At 72.5% G+C, this 16,915-nt stretch carries 14 protein-coding genes and 1 tRNA gene; 10 read left to right on the plus strand and 5 right to left on the minus strand.

Going from position 1 to position 16,915, the window contains the following annotated elements; all coding sequences use genetic code 11:
* The first annotated feature begins 91 nt into the window (after positions 1-91).
* Positions 92-718, plus strand: a complete 627-nt coding sequence (locus ACZ4V1_RS01535) for a DUF2087 domain-containing protein (protein ID WP_468327966.1) — start codon at positions 92-94, stop codon at positions 716-718.
* Here ACZ4V1_RS01535 and ACZ4V1_RS01540 read toward each other — a convergent pair.
* Both ACZ4V1_RS01540 and ACZ4V1_RS01545 read right to left on the minus strand, forming a co-directional pair.
* Positions 676-1,761 (minus strand): D-2-hydroxyacid dehydrogenase family protein, encoded by a 1,086-nt coding sequence (locus tag ACZ4V1_RS01540; protein WP_468327968.1) that lies wholly within the window; start codon positions 1,759-1,761, stop codon positions 676-678. The genes ACZ4V1_RS01535 and ACZ4V1_RS01540 overlap by 43 nt on opposite strands.
* A gap of 30 nt (positions 1,762-1,791) precedes the next feature.
* Positions 1,792-1,867, minus strand: a tRNA-Arg gene (locus tag ACZ4V1_RS01545).
* A gap of 321 nt (positions 1,868-2,188) precedes the next feature.
* Between ACZ4V1_RS01545 and ACZ4V1_RS01550 the strand changes: the two genes are divergently transcribed.
* The 8 genes from ACZ4V1_RS01550 (at position 2,189) to ACZ4V1_RS01585 (ending at position 12,129) form a co-directional block, all read left to right on the plus strand.
* Positions 2,189-3,796, plus strand: a complete 1,608-nt coding sequence (locus ACZ4V1_RS01550) for a dynamin family protein (protein WP_468327970.1) — start codon at positions 2,189-2,191, stop codon at positions 3,794-3,796.
* Between the two features lie 459 nt (positions 3,797-4,255).
* Complete coding sequence (locus ACZ4V1_RS01555; RefSeq protein WP_468327972.1) at positions 4,256-5,995, plus strand: YfjP family GTPase; 1,740 nt, start codon at positions 4,256-4,258, stop codon at positions 5,993-5,995.
* A gap of 358 nt (positions 5,996-6,353) precedes the next feature.
* Complete coding sequence (locus tag ACZ4V1_RS01560) at positions 6,354-6,827, plus strand: single-stranded DNA-binding protein (RefSeq protein ID WP_468327974.1); 474 nt, start codon at positions 6,354-6,356, stop codon at positions 6,825-6,827.
* Positions 6,828-7,090: 263 nt separating this feature from the next.
* Entirely contained in the window at positions 7,091-8,503 is a 1,413-nt protein-coding gene (locus ACZ4V1_RS01565) for a Cys-Gln thioester bond-forming surface protein (protein WP_468327976.1), read from the plus strand.
* A gap of 216 nt (positions 8,504-8,719) precedes the next feature.
* Positions 8,720-9,178, plus strand: a complete 459-nt coding sequence (locus tag ACZ4V1_RS01570; protein WP_468327978.1) for a hypothetical protein — start codon at positions 8,720-8,722, stop codon at positions 9,176-9,178.
* Between the two features lie 186 nt (positions 9,179-9,364).
* A complete protein-coding gene (gene ettA / locus ACZ4V1_RS01575; RefSeq protein ID WP_468327980.1) occupies positions 9,365-11,029 on the plus strand; it encodes an energy-dependent translational throttle protein EttA in 1,665 nt (554 codons plus the stop codon).
* A 6-nt stretch (positions 11,030-11,035) separates the two neighbouring features.
* Positions 11,036-11,446, plus strand: a complete 411-nt coding sequence (locus tag ACZ4V1_RS01580) for an acyl-CoA thioesterase (RefSeq protein ID WP_468327982.1) — start codon at positions 11,036-11,038, stop codon at positions 11,444-11,446.
* Entirely contained in the window at positions 11,443-12,129 is a 687-nt protein-coding gene (locus ACZ4V1_RS01585; RefSeq protein WP_468327984.1) for a DUF8185 domain-containing protein, read from the plus strand. The genes ACZ4V1_RS01580 and ACZ4V1_RS01585 overlap by 4 nt, the downstream gene beginning before the upstream one ends.
* Before the next feature lie 80 nt (positions 12,130-12,209).
* On the opposite strand, the gene ACZ4V1_RS01590 is transcribed toward ACZ4V1_RS01585, so the two are convergent.
* Positions 12,210-12,623, minus strand: coding sequence for a globin (locus ACZ4V1_RS01590; protein WP_468327986.1), 414 nt, complete (start codon positions 12,621-12,623; stop codon positions 12,210-12,212).
* 154 nt (positions 12,624-12,777) lie between these two features.
* Here ACZ4V1_RS01590 and ACZ4V1_RS01595 point away from each other — a divergent pair, with 154 nt between their 5' ends.
* A complete protein-coding gene (locus tag ACZ4V1_RS01595; RefSeq protein WP_468327988.1) occupies positions 12,778-13,752 on the plus strand; it encodes a methyltransferase domain-containing protein in 975 nt (324 codons plus the stop codon).
* Positions 13,753-13,782: 30 nt separating this feature from the next.
* Here ACZ4V1_RS01595 and ACZ4V1_RS01600 read toward each other — a convergent pair whose 3' ends face one another.
* Together ACZ4V1_RS01600 and ACZ4V1_RS01605 are read right to left on the minus strand one after the other, a co-directional pair.
* Complete coding sequence (locus ACZ4V1_RS01600) at positions 13,783-15,381, minus strand: FHA domain-containing protein (protein WP_468327990.1); 1,599 nt, start codon at positions 15,379-15,381, stop codon at positions 13,783-13,785.
* Positions 15,382-15,428: 47 nt separating this feature from the next.
* Positions 15,429-16,811, minus strand: coding sequence for a vWA domain-containing protein (locus tag ACZ4V1_RS01605; RefSeq protein ID WP_468327992.1), 1,383 nt, complete (start codon positions 16,809-16,811; stop codon positions 15,429-15,431).
* Between the last annotated feature and the right edge of the window lie 104 nt (positions 16,812-16,915).

A 16,915-nucleotide genomic window follows, 5' to 3' on the forward strand; every position in this document is an offset into this window, starting at 1 on the left:
TAGATCACCCTTTTTGGACAGGGGCGACGCGAGGGCGCCGGCGGCGGAAAACCTCTCCACCGCGCGCTGGAGTGTCCACTAGCCTCCAGGCATGGCTGATGATCGACCCCACCGGTTCACCGACGCGCCGGACCCTTCCGCGCAGTCCGCACTGTCCGCGCTGCCCGGCCTGTTCGCCGAGGAGGGCCGGGTGCGGGCCTTCGCGGCCGTCGCCCTGGGGGCGGGCAGCGCCGAGCGGGTGGCGGAGGCGGCCGACCTGTCCTCGAAGGAGACGGCCGCCGCGCTGCGCCGACTGCGGGAGCAGGGTGTGGTGACGTCCGGGGCCGACGGTGAACTCGTCGTCGTGCATGACCACTTCAGGAACTTGGCGCGCGCAGGCCGGCCGGCGGCGGAGACCGCCGGGGACCCTGGGGCGGGTGAGGACGACCGGGCGGCCGGGATGATCGTGCGGACCTTCGTCAAGGACGGGCGGCTGGTCCGTCTCCCCGCGCGCTGGACTCGCAAGAAGGTGGTGCTGCGGCACATCGCCGAGCGGACCTTCGCACCCGGCGTGGAGTACCCGGAGCGCGTCGTCGACGAGAAGCTCCGGGCGTGGTGCGAGGACGGCGACGTCGACCATGTCACGCTCCGGCGCTACCTGGTGGACCTGGACCACCTGCGCCGGAGCGGCGGAACCTACTGGCGCCCGGCGGAGTCCGCCCGGGTCGGAATCGCATGACCACCTGAAGCCGGAGCCGGAGCCGGAGCCGGAGCCGGGCCCGACCCCGGCTTCGCCCCCGGAGCCGGAGCCGGAGCCGGGGATGCGGGCAGGCGGCGTACGGGCGAGCCCGCGAGGTAGGCCTGGATCGCCTCGACCGCCTGGCCGTAGTACGTGGCGTAGTTGGCGCGCGAGACGTAGCCGAGGTGCGGTGTCGCGAGCAGGCGTGGGGCGGTCCGCATCGGGTGTCCTGCGGGCAGCGGCTCGGTGTCGAAGACGTCCACGCCCGCGCCGGCGATGCGGCCCTCGCGCAGCGCGGTGAGCAGGGCGTCCTGATCGATGATCGCCGAGCGCGAGGTGTTGACCAGGTAGGCGGTCGGCTTGAGCAGGGCCAGTTCGGCGGGCCCGAGCAGGCCGCGGGTCCGGTCGCCGAGGGCCAGATGGACGGAGACGAAGTCGGCCGTCGCGAGCAGCTCCTCCTTGGAGCCGGCGAGATCGACGCCGACCTCGGCGGCGCGCTCCGGGGTGAGGTTCCGGCTCCACGCGCTCACCCGCATGCCGAAGGCGAGACCGACCTGGGCCACCCGGCTGCCGATCTTGCCCAGGCCCAGCAGCCCGAGCCTGCGGCCGTGCAGGTCGGCGCCCACAGTCTGCTGCCAGGGGCCGCCCTCGCGCAGCGCGTTGGCCTCCTGGACGATGCCGCGGGCCAGGCCCAGCAGCAGGGCCCAGGTGAGCTCGACCGGCGGGGCCGAGGAGGAGGCCGTGCCGCACACGGTGACGCCGTGCGCGTCCGCGGCGGCGTAGTCGATGACGCTGTTGCGCATACCGGAGGCGATGATCAGTTTCAGCCGGGGCAGCCGGGCGATCAGTGACCCGGGGAAGGGTACGCGTTCGCGCAGCGTGACCACGATGTCGACGTCGGCGAGCGCCGCGGCGAGGGAGTCCTCGTCGTCGAAATGGGTGTCGAAGGGCAAGACATCCACATCGTCCGCGACCGGGGACCAGTCGGCGATCTCGGTCGCCACCTGCTGGTAGTCGTCGAGCACCGCGCAGCGCAGTCGCACGTCGTACTGTCCCTCCCGCCAAACGGGCAGTGGCGCCCCCGGCAGGACTCGAACCTGCGGCCAAGCGCTTAGAAGGCGCCTGCTCTATCCACTGAGCTACGGGGGCCTGGTGTGGTGGCCTCGGTCGTGGTGCCCGGGTGTGGGCTGATCCGTGACGCTGCCGGGGACAAGGATAGGGCTCCCGGCTCCATGTCCCTGATGCTTCGCCTCCGTGGCTCGATGTGGAGGTTCGGTGAAGCGGTCCTGATAATCGCAGGCAGGTACGAATCGTGCATCGCTTTTGGCGTCTCGCGCATCGGGTGTTGTGCACTCGTTATGCCTGGAGTCTCGTTGCGTCCCAGTAATCCCTTCCGCCCGAAGTGTCCGGTCGGCGCGCAGGCATGCTCATATGCTTCAGAATTCCCCTAAAATTGGGCATTCTTCACATGTGGTGACCTTGGACGTACGGCCTCAGTTGCTCGACGCACTCTCCGCCCTGCGCGACCGTGTCGCGGCCGCACGCTTCCCGCTGCCCCTGGCGGGGGCCCCACGCGCGCGTGCCAACCGCGACGAACTGCTCGCACAACTCGACGACTACTTGGTGCCCCGGTTGAAGGAGCCCGAAGCGCCCTTGCTGGCCGTGGTGGGCGGATCCACCGGCGCCGGTAAGTCCACGCTGGTGAACTCCCTGGTAGGGCGCCGGGTCAGCGAGGCGGGGGTGCTGCGCCCCACGACCCGGACACCGGTGCTGGTGTGTCATCCGGAGGACCACCACTGGTTCAGCGGCATGCGGGTGCTGCCCGACCTCACGCGCGTGTGGGTACCCCACCGCGAACCGGACGACGACCTGCTCCTGCCCGGCGAGAACCCCGCGCGCGTACTGCGCGTCGAGACCGCCGACACCCTGCCGCCCGGCATCGCCCTCCTGGACGCGCCCGACATCGACTCCCTCATCGCCGACAACCGCGTCCTGGCCGCCGAGCTGATCTGCGCCGCCGACATCTGGGTGATGGTCACCACGGCCGCCCGGTACGCCGACGCCGTGCCCTGGCATCTGCTGCGCACCGCCAAGGAGTACGACGCCACCCTGGTCACCGTGCTCGACCGGGTGCCCCACCAGGTGGTGTCCGAAGTGTCGCGGCAGTACGGGGCGCTGCTCACCAAGGCCGGGCTCGGCGAGGTGCCCCGCTTCACCGTGCCCGAGCTGCCCGAGTCGGCCTGGGGCGGCGGGCTGCTGCCGGCCAGCGCGGTGGCGCCGCTGCGGGCCTGGCTCGTCCACCGGGCACAGGACCTCGAGGCCCGCCACCACGCCATGGCCCGTACGGCGCACGGCATCCTGGACTCCCTCAAGTCCCGGATGCCCGAACTGGCCGGCGCCGCCGCCGCGCAGTACGCCGCCGCGCTGCGCCTCACCGCCGCCGTCGACGGTGCGTACGACGGCGAGCACGCACGCGTACGGGGGCGGTTGCAGGCGGGCGCCGTGCTCGCCGGGGACGCGCTGAAGCGGTGGCGGTCCTTCCCCCTCGACTGCTCCCCCGAGGAACTCCTCGACTCGCTGGTGGAGAGCCTGAGCGCCCTGCTGCTCTGCGCCGTCACCGCCGCCGACGAACGCGTCGACGAGGTCTGGCAGCGTGAACCGGCGGGCGCCGCCCCGGAACTGGCCAACCGCGACCCGGCACCGGAAAGTGCCGAGCACCGCATCGGGATGGCCGTACGGCGATGGCGGCGGGAGCTGGAGGAGTACGCCGAGGAGGAGGTGCGCGAGCTCGACCGGAGCCTGGCACCGGACCCGGGGGTGATCGCCGCCCTGGTCGCCACCGTCCTGCTGGGCGGGCGGCGGGCGCGCGTCGCCGGGGAGCGGCTCGCCGAGCGGATCGGCGCCCACGGCGCGCTGCGGCTGCGCGACCGGGGCGGGCGTCTGCTCGACGAACACGTGGACCGGGTCCTGCACATCGAGCGTGAACGCCGGCTGGCGCCGCTCGACGGGCTGGAGGTCCATCCCGAGCCGCAGGCCGAACTCATCGCCGCGCTGTCCGTACTGCAGAAGGAGAGGTGACCGGTGACCGCCGTCACTGACCAGGACCCCACCGAGCACACCGACCAGACGACGGAGGAGGCAGACCAGGCAGGCCAGGCAGACCAGGCAGAACGGGCGGGCCGGACGGGCCGGACGGGCCGGACGGGTTCCGGGGACGGACGGGGCCCGGAACAGGACGCCGAGAACGACGAGAGCGCACGCGCGGGCGGTTCCCACGCGCGCGTGCAGGACGGCGGTGCGTCCCGCCGTACGGGCCCTGACCGAAACCGGGAGTCAGACCGAGAGCGAAACCAGGAGTCAGCCCGAGACCGAAAGCGGGAGTCAGACCGAGACGGTAACCGGGACCGAGACGGCCGGGACCGAGACGGCCGGGACCGAGACCGAGACCGCCGGAACCGGGACGGGAACTGGGACCGCGACCGCGACCGCGACCGCGAGCGCGAGGAGCGTACGGAAGCCGGAGAGCGTACGGAGGACATGGCCGGCGGCTCGTCCGGGCCTCGAGGCGAGGAGGAGGGCGCCTGGGGGGACGGGCTGATCGCGCGGCGGGTGGACGAGAACAGCGGGGCGGAGCACTTCTCCGTCGTGCAGAGCAGGCCCGCCAGGCCCTCGGCCCTGATGCCTCTGGCGTACGACGGGCAGCTCAGGTCACGGCTTGACGCGCTGCGCGAACTGGTGGGCCTGTCCCGCACCCGGCTCGACACCGGCACGCTGGCCGAGGCGGGCCGGGTCCTGGACGAGGCCGCCGCGCGGCGCAGGCTCTCGGGGCAGCACACCGTCGTCGCCATCGCGGGTGCCACCGGCAGCGGCAAGTCCCAGCTGTTCAACACGCTCGCCGGGGTGACGATCTCCGAGACCGGCGTCCGCAGGCCGACCACCGCGGCGCCCATCGCGTGCAGTTGGAGCGACGGCGCGGCCAGCCTCCTGGACCGCCTCGGCATCCCCGGCCGGCTGCGCCGCCGCCCACTGCAGCACCCGGACGCCGAGTCGCCGCTGCGCGGGCTGGTCCTGATCGATCTGCCAGACCACGACTCGGCGGCCGTGCAGCACCGCGAGCAGGTGGACCGCATCCTGGCACTCGTCGACGCCGTCATCTGGGTCGTCGACCCCGAGAAGTACGCCGACGCGGTGCTCCACGAACGCTATCTGCGGCCGATGGCGGGCCACGCGGAGGTCACCTTCGTCGTCCTCAACCAGGTCGACCGGCTGCCCGGGGAGGCCGCCGAGCAGGTCCTCGACGACCTGCGACGCCTGCTCGACGAGGACGGCATCGCGCTGGGGGAGCACGGCGAACCCGGCGCCACCGTGCTGGCCCTGTCCGCGCTGACTGGGGACGGCATCGGCGAACTGCGCGAGGTTCTCGGCCAGTTCGTCGCCGAGCGGCAGGCCCCGGCGCGCCGCATCGCGGCCGACGTGGACGCCGCCGCCTGGCGCCTGCGTCCCGTCTACGTCACCGGGCGGCGGACCGGGCTCAGCGAGGAGGCCAGGGACGAGTTCGCGGACCGGCTCGCGGACGCGGTGGGTGCCACCGCGGCGGGCGAGGCGGCCGAACGCGCCTGGCTGCGCAACGCCAACCGCGCCTGCGGCACGCCCTGGCTGCGGCTGTGGCGCTGGTACCACGACCGGCGCGAACCCCCCACGGGCCGGCTCTCGCTGCGCGCCCAGGCGGACGAGGAGGCCACGGCCCGTCAGCGCGTCGAGCAGGCCGTGCGTACGGTGTCCGACCGGGCGTCGGCCGGGCTGCCGGCACCCTGGGCGCAGGCGATGCGCGAGGCGGCCGTCCGCGGCGCCCAGGGGCTGCCCGAGGCCCTCGACGAGCTGGCGGTGCGCACGGGGCTGCCGCCGGGGCGCCCGCCGCGGCCGGGCTGGTGGCCGGTGGCCGTACTGGCCCAGGCGGCCATGACCCTGCTGCAGGTGGTGGGAGGCCTGTGGTTGCTGGGCCAGATCATCGGCTTCCTGCCGCCCAACCTGGGCGTGCCGGTGCTGCTGATGCTGGCCGGCATCATCGGCGGTCCCCTCATCGAGTGGAGCTGCCGCATCGCGGCACGCGGACCGGCACGGCGCTACGGCCACGAGGCGGAACGCCTGCTGCGGGAGGCGGCCGCCGGGTGCGGCCGGGCCAGGGTGCTGGACCCGCTGGCGGCGGAACTGCTGCGGTACCGGGAGGTGCGGGAGCAGTACGGGCGGGTCACGGGGGCGGGTGCCGCGGCCAGGTAGACGGCCGGGGCCGCGGCGAGGCAGGGCCGGGAGGGCCGACGGACCGGGCCGTGAGGATCGTTGCCGCCCGGAAGCCGGAAGCCGGAAGCCGGAAGCCGGAAGCCGGAAGCCGGGAGCCAGGAGCCGGGAGCCGGGAGCCGGGGCGGGGGCCTCCCCGACGGGTGACGGAGTTTTCCACAGGCGGGAGGACGGTCCACAGCCCGAAGTGGTCCGGCCTCGACGGAGGCAGTCTGGCCTCGCGGCGATCGCGACGGACGTGATCGCCACGGCAGCGGCAGCGGCGACGTACGGGAACGCGACGCCGACCGCGCCAGACGCAGCCGTACGGGACGCGCCCGTACGGGAGGGAGGACTCGCGATGAACGAGACGATGATCTGCGCCGTGGGCAACGTGGCCACGCAGCCGGTGTTCCGGGACCTGGCGAACGGACCGTCGGCACGGTTCCGGCTGGCGGTCACCGCGCGCTACTGGGACCGCGAGAAGGGCGCGTGGACGGACGGCCACACCAACTTCTTCACGGTCTGGGCCAACCGGCAGCTCGCCGCCAACGCTTCGGCGTCCTTGGCGGTGGGCGAACCCGTCATCGTCCAGGGCCGGTTGAAGGTGCGCACGGACGTGCGCGAGGGGCAGAACCGGACGTCGGCGGACATCGACGCGGTGGCGATCGGTCACGACCTCGCGCGCGGCACGGCGGCGTTCCGGCGCGCCGGCAGGGCGGACACGGCGGCCTCCCCACCGCAGCAGGAGCCCAACTGGGAGACACCGGCCGGGGAGTCGGGCGAAGCGGACTCCAGCGGACAGCGGCCGGAACCCGCCGCCGCGGTGGCATGACGCCGACGGCCCGCCGGGACTGACCGAGGTACGGCTTATCGGCGAATGCGCCCCGCCTCGTCCCGGGTGGATTTGTCGATAAGCCCTGCTCACCGACCCTGTCGGCGATAACGATTCCGAGTCGGATCACCGCGTGGACGGACATCACCGGCAGACACGGTGTGTCAGGTCCTTAGGATGCCGAACGAGCCCAGTGGGGCTGCTGATTCTGCTGGTGGGACCGTGCCCCCCACGCCAACGGGTCCTGCTCGAAGGGGAATTTGGTGTTTTCTTCGCTCACCGCGTTGTCTCTGCCCGGCCGAGGGACGGCGCGCATCGCCACCGCGGCACTGGTGTCCGTGCTCGCCGCCGCGGGTGTGGTGTCCGGTGCCGGCCCGGCAGCCGCCGCCCAGAACGCGGGGGCGCAGGGCCAGGGCGGGGCGACGGCCACCATAGGAGGCCTCAAGACGCACGGCGTCGCGGTCATCCACGGGAAGGGCGGCGACCAGGAGGTGCCGGCCGGCCTCTTCGAGATGTCCGTCGAGGGCGGCGGCATGCTGCAGACGTACTGCGTCGACATCCAGAACCCGACGCAGAAGGACGCCAAGTACCACGAGACCCCGTGGAGCGGCACGTCGCTGGGCACCAACAAGGACGCCGGCCGCATCCGCTGGATCCTGCAGAACTCCTACCCCCAGGTCAACGATCTCGCCGCGCTCGCGAAGAAGGCGGGCGTCCGCGGTGGGCTCACCGAGCAGGACGCGGCGGCAGGCACGCAGGTCGCCATCTGGCGCTACTCGGACGACACCGACGTCGACGCCGTCGACCCCCAGGCCGAGCGGCTCGCCGACTACCTGGAGAAGAACGCCCGCGACCTCGCCGAGCCCGCGGCGTCACTCACCCTGGACCCGCCCGCGGTCTCGGGGCACCCCGGTGAGCGGCTCGGCCCGGTGACGGTACGCACCAACGCCGGCGGGGCGACGGTGACGCCCCCGGTTGACGCCACAGCGGGCGGGGTGCGGATCGTCGACAAGAAGGGCGAGCCCGTCACCTCCGTCACCAACGGCACCCAGGTCTTCTTCGACGTGCCCGAGGACGCCCCGGCCGGCACCGCCGACCTGACGGTCCAGGCCTCGACCACCGTCCCGGTCGGCCGCGCCTTCGCCTCCGAGAGCCGCAGCCAGACCCAGATCCTGGCCGGCTCCAGCGAGTCCACGGTCGCGGCGACGGCGACCGCCACCTGGGCCGACCAGGGGGCGATACCCGCCCTGTCCGCGAGGAAGAACTGCGCCGAGGGCGCTCTGGACATCACCGCGCTCAACAAGGGCGACGAACCCTTCACCTTCGAACTCCTGGACAACGAGTACACCATCGCGGCCGGTGAGACCCGGACGGTGACGGTCCCGCTGCCGGAGGACCGCGCCTACGACTTCACCGTCCGCGGCCCGGCCGGCTTCGAACAGCGTTTCTCCGGCGTCCTCGACTGCCGTACCCGAAGCGCCGCACTGGCCGACAACACCCGCCCCCTCGGCGAACCGGTCCCCACCACGGTCATCACCCCCACCCCCACTCCGGACCCCAACCTCGCCGAAACCGGCAGCTCCGGTGTGACACCCCTGATCGGCGGCGCGGCCATCGGCCTGGTCGTGATCGGCGGCGCGGTCCTGCTGGTCCTCCGCAGGAAGACCCAACCCTGACGGCACACGGACCGCCGGAACGCCCCCTGTCTTACCCTGTTCGGCAACACGGACAGTGAGTGCGGCCCGTGTGCGAGACGTGGCACACCGCCTCGACACGAACCGAAGCGGATGGTGAGAGCCCTGGACGACGCATCGAGCGCAGGCGGAGGTGCCTCCGGCGCGCACCAGCAGAACCGTGGCCCGGGGCCTCGCGCGTCCCTACTGGGGTCGCTGGTGCTCGCCCTGCTGCTGGGCGCGCTGTCGGTGCTGGTGATGTCTCCGGCGGCCCAGCACCTACGCTCCCTCCAGGACGGCAAGCGGACTCGGGCGACGTTGCATACGGGCGGCGCGTGCATGGCGGGCCACTGCCAGGTCAGGTTCGAGGCCGATGGGCGGACCGTGGTGGCGGACCTTCCGGTGGGCAGCGGCGGCGGCAAGACCTCTGTCGGCACCTCACTGACCGTCCGGTACCAGGCGGACGATCCTCACGTAGTCGCCCGTGAAGCTGATGTCGGGGGCGGCGGGGCAGCCGTACTGGCGGTGATGTCGGGCGCGGGTGCCCTGTTCTTCCTGACGATCTCGGTCGTCGCGGCGGTATTCGTGGTGCGGCAGCGGCGCGCGGGCTCGACTCCCGGAGCGGAATCATCCGGCCGGCACGCCGGCCCGGAGGCAGCCCGCCCCCTTGAGCGCTGACAGGCGCGGCCTTGTCGCCGCAGCACTTCTGGCCCGCCACAGCGCGCCCCCGGCATGTCTTCAGATGCCGTCCGGGAAACACCAGGTCACGGGCCCCGCCCCTTACGCGTTTCCTCCCAGGGGTGGCGGTGCGGCAAGATGGGGTGTATCTGCCCACTGCCTGATCAAGCTGCCGGACGGTTTCTCTTGGCTGAGTACATTTACACCATGCGCAAGGCGCGCAAGGCGCACGGCGACAAGGTGATTCTCGATGACGTCACCCTGAACTTCCTGCCCGGCGCGAAGATCGGTGTGGTCGGGCCGAACGGCGCCGGTAAGTCGACCGTTCTGAAGATCATGGCGGGGCTGGAGCAGCCGTCGAACGGTGACGCGTTCCTGTCGCCGGGCTACACGGTCGGCATCCTGCTGCAGGAGCCCCCGCTGAACGAGGCGAAGACCGTCCTGGAGAACGTCCAGGAGGGTGTGGCCGAGGTCAAGGGCAAGCTCGACCGGTTCAACGAGATCGCCGAGCAGATGGCGACCGACTACTCGGACGCGCTGCTGGAGGAGATGGGCAAGCTCCAGGAGGAGCTCGACCACGCCAACGCCTGGGACCTCGACGCCCAGCTCGAGCAGGCCATGGACGCGCTCGGGTGCCCGCCCGGTGACTGGCCCGTCGTGAACCTCTCCGGCGGTGAGAAGCGCCGTGTCGCGCTCTGCAAGCTGCTGCTCGAGGCGCCCGACCTGCTGCTGCTCGACGAGCCCACCAACCACCTCGACGCCGAGTCGGTGAACTGGCTGGAGCAGCACCTCGCCAAGTACGAGGGCACCGTCGTGGCCGTGACCCACGACCGGTACTTCCTGGACAACGTCGCCGGGTGGATCTGCGAGGTCGACCGCGGCCGCCTGCACGGTTACGAGGGCAACTACTCCAAGTACCTGGAGACCAAGGCCACCCGCCTCAAGGTCGAGGGCCAGAAGGACGTCAAGCGGCAGAAGCGCCTCAAGGACGAGCTGGAGTGGGTGCGGTCGAACGCCAAGGGGCGGCAGGCCAAGTCCAAGGCGCGTCTCGCGCGGTACGAGGAGATGGCGGCCGAGGCCGACAAGATGCGGAAGCTGGACTTCGAGGAGATCCAGATCCCGCCGGGCCCCCGCCTGGGCAACGTCGTCGTCGAGGTGAACAACCTCACCAAGGGCTTCGGGGACAAGGTCCTCATCGACGATCTCTCCTTCACGCTGCCGCGCAACGGCATCGTCGGGGTCATCGGTCCCAACGGCGCCGGCAAGACCACGCTCTTCAAGATGATCCAGGGCTTCGAGGAGCCGGACTCCGGGTCCATCAAGGTCGGCGACACCGTCAAGATCTCCTACGTCGACCAGAGCCGCGAGAACATCGACCCGAAGAAGACGCTGTGGGCGGTCGTCTCCGACGAGATGGACTACATCAACGTGGGGCAGGTGGAGATGCCCTCGCGGGCGTACGTCTCCGCCTTCGGGTTCAAGGGGCCGGACCAGCAGAAGCCGGCCGGGGTGCTCTCCGGCGGTGAGCGCAACCGCCTCAACCTCGCGCTCACCCTCAAGCAGGGCGGCAACCTGCTCCTCCTGGACGAGCCGACCAACGACCTCGACGTCGAGACCCTCGGCAGCCTCGAGAACGCCCTTCTCGAGTTCCCCGGGTGCGCCGTGGTCGTCTCCCACGACCGGTGGTTCCTCGACCGCGTCGCCACCCACATCCTCGCCTACGAGGGCGACTCCAAGTGGTTCTGGTTCGAGGGCAACTTCGACTCGTACGAGAAGAACAAGATCGAGCGGCTCGGACCGGACGCCGCGCGTCCGCACCGTGCCACCTACAAGAAGCTGACCCGGGGCTGATCGATCTTGCGGCACATCTACCGCTGCCCGCTGCGCTGGGCGGACATGGACGCGTACGGCCACGTCAACAACGTGGTCTTCCTCCGGTACCTGGAGGAGGCACGTATCGACTTCCTGTTCCGCCCGGAGAAAGACTTCAAGCAGGGGTCCGTGGTGGCACGCCATGAGATCGACTACAAGCGGCAACTCGTCCACCGGCACCACCCGGTCGACATCGAGCTGTGGGTCACGGAGATAAGGGCCGCCTCCTTCACGCTCACCTACGAGGTCAAGGACGGGGACGAGGTCTACGTCCGCGCCTCGACGGTGATCGTGCCGTTCGACTTCGAGACGCAGATGCCGCGCCGGCTCACCGCGGAGGAACGGGAGTTCCTCCGGGAGTACACGGACGACAAGGAGGGGGCCGTCGCCGCATGACGGTCCTCCACCTGGCCGACGAGGGGGAGGCCGCGGATCTCGTGGCCTTCCTCTCCCGCCTGCTCCACTACGACCGCTCGGCGGCGGTGCGCCTGCAGGCGGCCGGCACCGCCCTCGCCGTCTTCGGCCGGCCGCCCTCCTTCGAGGTGCTGGCCGTGCGTGCGGTGCGGCTGGCCAAGCCGTACGAGAACGGCCTCGACGTCACGCTGGACGTGACCGTGTCCGCCGGTGAACTCCTGGAGACGGTGGACGAACCGGCGGCCACCGCGGGCGTTCCCGGAGCGGTGACCGGGCCCCCGTGGGCCGGTGTGCTGCCCCCGCGCGGCGGCTGGCGGCCCGAGCCGGGGCTGCCCGCCCCGGACGCCCTGCGCGCGCTGGTCGCCGCGGCGGTGGCGGAGTTCCGCTCCCGCACCGGGGAACTGGCGCCCGAGCGGCGCACCCGGACCGAGCTGGACGCGATCGGGCGGGACATATGGTCCCGGACGGTCGGGGAGACCGGGCTGCCGGTGCGGGCGGTGCACGCGGCACAGTCACTGGGGTTCCTGCGGCTTTCCGCGACGTCCGGCGCGGACACCGCGCCGAAGCTGTTCTCCTCGGGCGCGTGGCTGCGGTTGCGCACGCCCTACGGATCCGTCGTCCTGCGCCGGGCGGGGACCGGGGCGCTGGGCCTCAGCGTGCGCTGACCCCGACGCCCGCCCCGGCTGACCGGGCAGCCGGTCGACCGCCCGGCCCGGTCAACCGCCCGGCCCGGTCAACCGCTGGGTCAGCCCGCGGTGTTGATCATCGATGCCGCCGCGTACGTCAGGTACTTCCACAGCGTCTGCTCGTGCTCCTCGGAGAGTCCCAGCTCATCGAGGGCGACGCGCATGTGCTTCAGCCAGGCGTCGTGCGCCGCCCGGTCCACGGCGAAGGGGGCGTGCCGCATCCGCAGCCGCGGATGACCGCGGTTGTCGCTGTACGTCGTCGGGCCGCCCCAGTACTGCATCAGGAAGAGCGCGAAACGGTCCTCGGCCGGGCCCAGGTCCTCCTCCGGGTACATCGGCCGCAGGATCGGGTCCTCCGCGACCCCCTCGTAGAAACGGTGGACGAGCCGGCGGAAGGTCTCCTCCCCACCGACCTGCTCGTAGAAGGTCTGCTCCTGAAGCGTGCCGCGCCGAATCTCATTCACATCGTCCATGGTCTCAGACGCGGGGACATAGGACTTGAGGCTTAGGACCGACCACCGACCACCGACCACCGACCACCGACCACCGACCACCGACCACCGACCAGCGCGACCACCGTCTCGCCGCCCCTCCCACCGCCCTGTGTCGGGCCCGTACTGTGTAGACATGGGCGGGCACCGGGATCTGGACGGCCTCGCCGCCTCCGCGCGGGCGGAGCTGGTGCGGGAGATCGAGCTGAGCGGTGCCTGGGCGGCCGACCCGGTGTGGCGGGAGGCCTTCGTGGCGGTCCCGCGCCACCTGTTCGTCCCCTATTACTACGTCGGCGTCCGGGGCGGTTACGAGCGCCGGTGGGGCGAGCACCCCGACCCGCACGCCCGCGAGCGCTGGGTGCACGGCGCCTACGCCGACGCCCCGCTGGCCACCCGGCTGCGCGACGGGGAGCTGCTCTCCTCCAGCAGCCAGCCGTCGCTGATGGCGATGATGCTGGTGGAGCTAGGCGTGAGAGACGGCGACCGGGTCCTGGAGATCGGCGCCGGCACCGGCTACAACGCCGCCCTGCTGGCCCACCGGCTCGGCGACGACGACCTGGTCACCACGGTCGACCTGGACCCCGAGATCACCGAGTCGGCCCGCCGGCACCTGGCCACCGCCGGGTACCACCCGGCCGTCGTCACGGGCGACGGTGCCCGCGGGGTACCCGAACGCGCCCCCTACGACCGGATCCTCGCCACCTGCACGCTGCCCTCGATCCCGCGCGCCTGGCTCGCCCAGTGCCGCCCCGGCGGCCGGATCCTGACCCCGCTCGCCACCGGCCTGGTCGCCCTCACGGTCCACGACGCCGGGCACGCCGAGGGGCGCTTCCTGCACACACCCGCCTACTTCGTGCCGCTGCGCGGCGCGGAACGGTCCGATCCGGAGGCACCGGGCCTGGGCGGGGTGCCGCGCCGGGCCCGGGAGGACGACCTGTTCCGCTTCCTGCTGGCACTCGGCCGGGGCAGCCTCGACCCGCAGGAGGCGTACGCCCTGTGGGACCGTGAGGACGCGCCGCAGCGCGAGCGCTACGGGATCACCGTGAGCGGCGAACGGGCCTGGGCGTGGCTGGACGACCCGGAGGGCCCGTACGCCTGGCCGTTCACCTGACGTACGGAGCTCACCTGACGTACGGAGCGGCTACTGGCCCCGGCGGATCGTGATCGTCGTCCAGGCGCCGACGTGCACCCGGTCGCCGTCCTGAAGGGGCACCGGCACGAACGGCTGGATCGGCTCGTCGCCGCCGTTGACCGTCGTGCCGTTCGTCGAGTTCTGATCGACGACCGCCCAGCTCCCGTCCGGCTGCTGCACCAGTACCGCGTGCTGGTGCGAGACGCCCGGGTCCTCCGGCGGCACCGCCAGGTCGATGTCCGGAGTGTCGCCGGTGGAGTGTCGGCGGCGGCCGATGGTGATCTGGTTGCCGGTGAGCGCGCGCTGCTGCTCGGGCGAGTACGCGGGCAGGTTCAGACCCGCGGCCTCGGGACCGGAGCGCTGCATCATGGCCATGAAGTAGTCGCGGTCCGGGCCGATGGTCGCCGTCCAGGTCGTCGGCTGCTGGGGCCGCTGCGGCTGCTGCGGCTGCTGGGGCTGCTGCGGGAACCCGTAGCCGCCGCCGGGCGGGGGCGGCGGGGCCTGGGTGGCACCGGGCTGCGGGTAGTCGTAGCCGCTGCCCTGGGCCGGGCCGGGCCCGCCGGGAGCGCCGCCGGGTCCGCCCTGTCCGGTGGACGACGGCGGGGAGAGCACCCAGTCGTCGTCACCGCCGCCGAAGGACGGGCCGCCCTGCTGCGGACGGTTGGTCTCCTGCGGAAAGGCGGGCGGGGCGGGCGGACCGGACTGCTGGTAGGACTGCGGGGCACCCCCGGGGCCGGGCGACGGCGGAACGGGCCCGGGCGGCGGCGGAACCGGCCGCGACGGGTCGGTGCCGAAACCGGGCGGGGACGGCGGGCCGCCGGGACCATTGCCAGGGCCACCAGGGCCACCAGGGCCACCAGGGCCACCGGGGCCGCCGGGGTTGAAGGGGTCAGAGGGTCGATTCGGACCGCCCGGACCGCCCGGACCACCCGGGCCGCCCGGTCCGTTCCCCGGGCGACCAGGACCACCAGGGCCACCAGGGCCACCAGGGCCGCCGGGGTTGAAGGGGTCAGAGGGCCGGTTCGGACCGCCCGGACCGCCGGGACCGCTCCCCGGACCGCCGGGACCGCTCCCCGGACCACCCGGGCCGCCGCCCGGACGGCCAGGCCCCGACGGGTCGCCGCCGAAAGGCGGGCCCGGTGGGATCGGCTCGGCGGGACGGTTCATCTGGGACGGGCGGGAGCCCTGGTAGTCGTACGAGTCGCCGCCGCCGTACGACGGCCCCGACGGCGGCTGCTGGAAGTGCGGTGCCGGGCCACCGGACGCCGGCGGGCGCGGGGCTGCCGGGGTGTAGGAGGTGGCGGTGTTGGTGAGGAAGTTCCACCGGCACTCCTCGCAGAACGGAGCCCCGCCCTCACGCGGCGTGCGGCACTGCGGGCACAGCTGCGGTTCGGCACCCGGACCACCGGGACCGCCGCCGGGTCCGCCCGGCCCGCCGGGTCCGCCCGGTCCACCGGGGCCGCCGGGACCGCCGGGCGGCGGGAAGCCGTAGCCGCCGCCCGGGGGCGGAGGCGGGGGAGGGGGCGGGACGGCACCGGCCATGCGGTGACCGCAGACCTCGCACCAGTCGTCGGAACCCGACTGGTGTCCGTTCGGGCAGGTCGGCATGTCGGAGCTTCCCCCTCTTGCGGGCTTGTGGAGTGTGTTGTCCTGCGTCACTTCTTTACACGGACAGTCTTCGTCGACCGAGTCTCGAGAGTCATCTCGTCGGCCTCCTCGACCTTCGCTTTCAGTCGCACAGTACCTTCCGCCGCGTCGACAACGTCCACCACCTTCGCAAGCAGTTTCGCGGTATCCGCGTTTCCGGAGGCTCCGGCGAGCTGGACCGCCCGGCCCAGTTTGGCCGTTGCTCCGTCGATGTCTCCCGCTTTGCGCAGATCCAGCCCTTGCTGGATGACTTGGGCGAGTTCGGCCTGCCCGGTGTAGTGGGCCACTTGCGGGTTGATCGACGTGGAGGCGGCCATGTCGTCCGTCCACACGGCCCGTACGAGACCCTGCGCGCCGAGGTTTCGGACGGTGCCTTCCCCACTCCCGGCCACGCTCGGGCGGGAGGCGTCCCCGGGCTCCGGGATGACCAGGGACACGCGGGCGGCCAGCATCTCCTGGCCCAGGTTCGCGGCCGGTACCTCCACGCAGACGTGGTAGTCACGGGACTCGTCGCCCCAGGAACCGGTGGGGTAGTCCCCGGCACGCGGGCCCGCCTCGGTGCGGCGGGCGGTCAGTTCCTCGACCGTGGGGGCGACCTGCTTGACGAACTTCACGGTGGTGCCGACCGGGGTCCACAGGCGCAGGGCGACGTCCGCGACCTCCTTGCCCATCGCCGTCTCCATCATCTGCGTGAAGTCGGCGGCCAGGCCGGCCGGGTCGGCGACGATGTCGGCGGTGCCGAGCAGCGCGGAGGCGATGCCTGTGACTTCTTTCACTTCCCAGTCGGTGCCCACGCCACGGGCGTCACACGTGAACCGTCCGGCGCAGGCGTCGAGCGCCGCCTTGAGGTCTTCCGGCGACTCGTGCTCGTTGCGGCCGTCGGTGAGCAGGATGCCGTGCCGGATGGCGACGTCCGCGGTGGACAGCAACCGGTCGGCCAGCCGCAGCCAGGTGCCGATGGCGGTGCCGCCGCCGGCGCTCAGCTTGCGCAGTGCCTGCTTGGCCTGTTCACGGGTGGTGGCGTCGGCGACCGCGAGGCGGCCGCCGCCCGGGTAGACCTCCTTGGCCACGTGCGTGCCGCCGACCACCACGAAGTGCACGCCGTCGCGCAGGGTGTCGATCGCCGCGGCCGTCGCGTCGCGGGCGTTGCGCATCTTGGTGGGCGGGTAGTCCATCGAGCCCGAGCAGTCGACCATGACCGCCACGGCCGCGGACGGGCCCTGGCCCGGCGAGTACAGGTGGGGCGCGGCGACCGCGCTCCCGATCGTGCCGCCGCCGGTCGCGGTGACCGTCACGATGGCATTGACCTCGCGGCCGCCCTCGGGCAGGTATTCGTTCTGGTAGACGTCCACCGAGAACTGCGGCACGTTCGACTTCGAGAAATTGGCCATGCCGGATCGCATCCCCCTCTACGTCCCCACGGTGGTGGGGTGTCTGGCTGCCGGCGCGGACCGCCCCCTGCGGTCCGCGAGACCGCCCCGCGTGCGTACCCGTA

Source organism: Streptomyces sp. NPDC028991 (genome assembly GCF_055564775.1).

Bases quoted from the DNA above. Each gene is read 5' to 3' on its own strand.
- ACZ4V1_RS01535 (WP_468327966.1), top strand. From the start codon at position 92: ATGGCTGATGATCGACCCCACCGGTTCACCGACGCGCCGGACCCTTCC.
- ACZ4V1_RS01555 (WP_468327972.1), top strand. From the start codon at position 4,256: ATGGCCGGCGGCTCGTCCGGGCCTCGAGGCGAGGAGGAGGGCGCCTGG.
- ACZ4V1_RS01560 (WP_468327974.1), top strand. From the start codon at position 6,354: ATGAACGAGACGATGATCTGCGCCGTGGGCAACGTGGCCACGCAGCCG.
- ACZ4V1_RS01585 (WP_468327984.1), top strand. From the start codon at position 11,443: ATGACGGTCCTCCACCTGGCCGACGAGGGGGAGGCCGCGGATCTCGTG.
- ACZ4V1_RS01590 (WP_468327986.1), bottom strand. From the start codon at position 12,623: ATGGACGATGTGAATGAGATTCGGCGCGGCACGCTTCAGGAGCAGACC.
- ACZ4V1_RS01595 (WP_468327988.1), top strand. From the start codon at position 12,778: ATGGGCGGGCACCGGGATCTGGACGGCCTCGCCGCCTCCGCGCGGGCG.
- ACZ4V1_RS01600 (WP_468327990.1), bottom strand. From the start codon at position 15,381: ATGCCGACCTGCCCGAACGGACACCAGTCGGGTTCCGACGACTGGTGC.
- ACZ4V1_RS01605 (WP_468327992.1), bottom strand. From the start codon at position 16,811: ATGGCCAATTTCTCGAAGTCGAACGTGCCGCAGTTCTCGGTGGACGTC.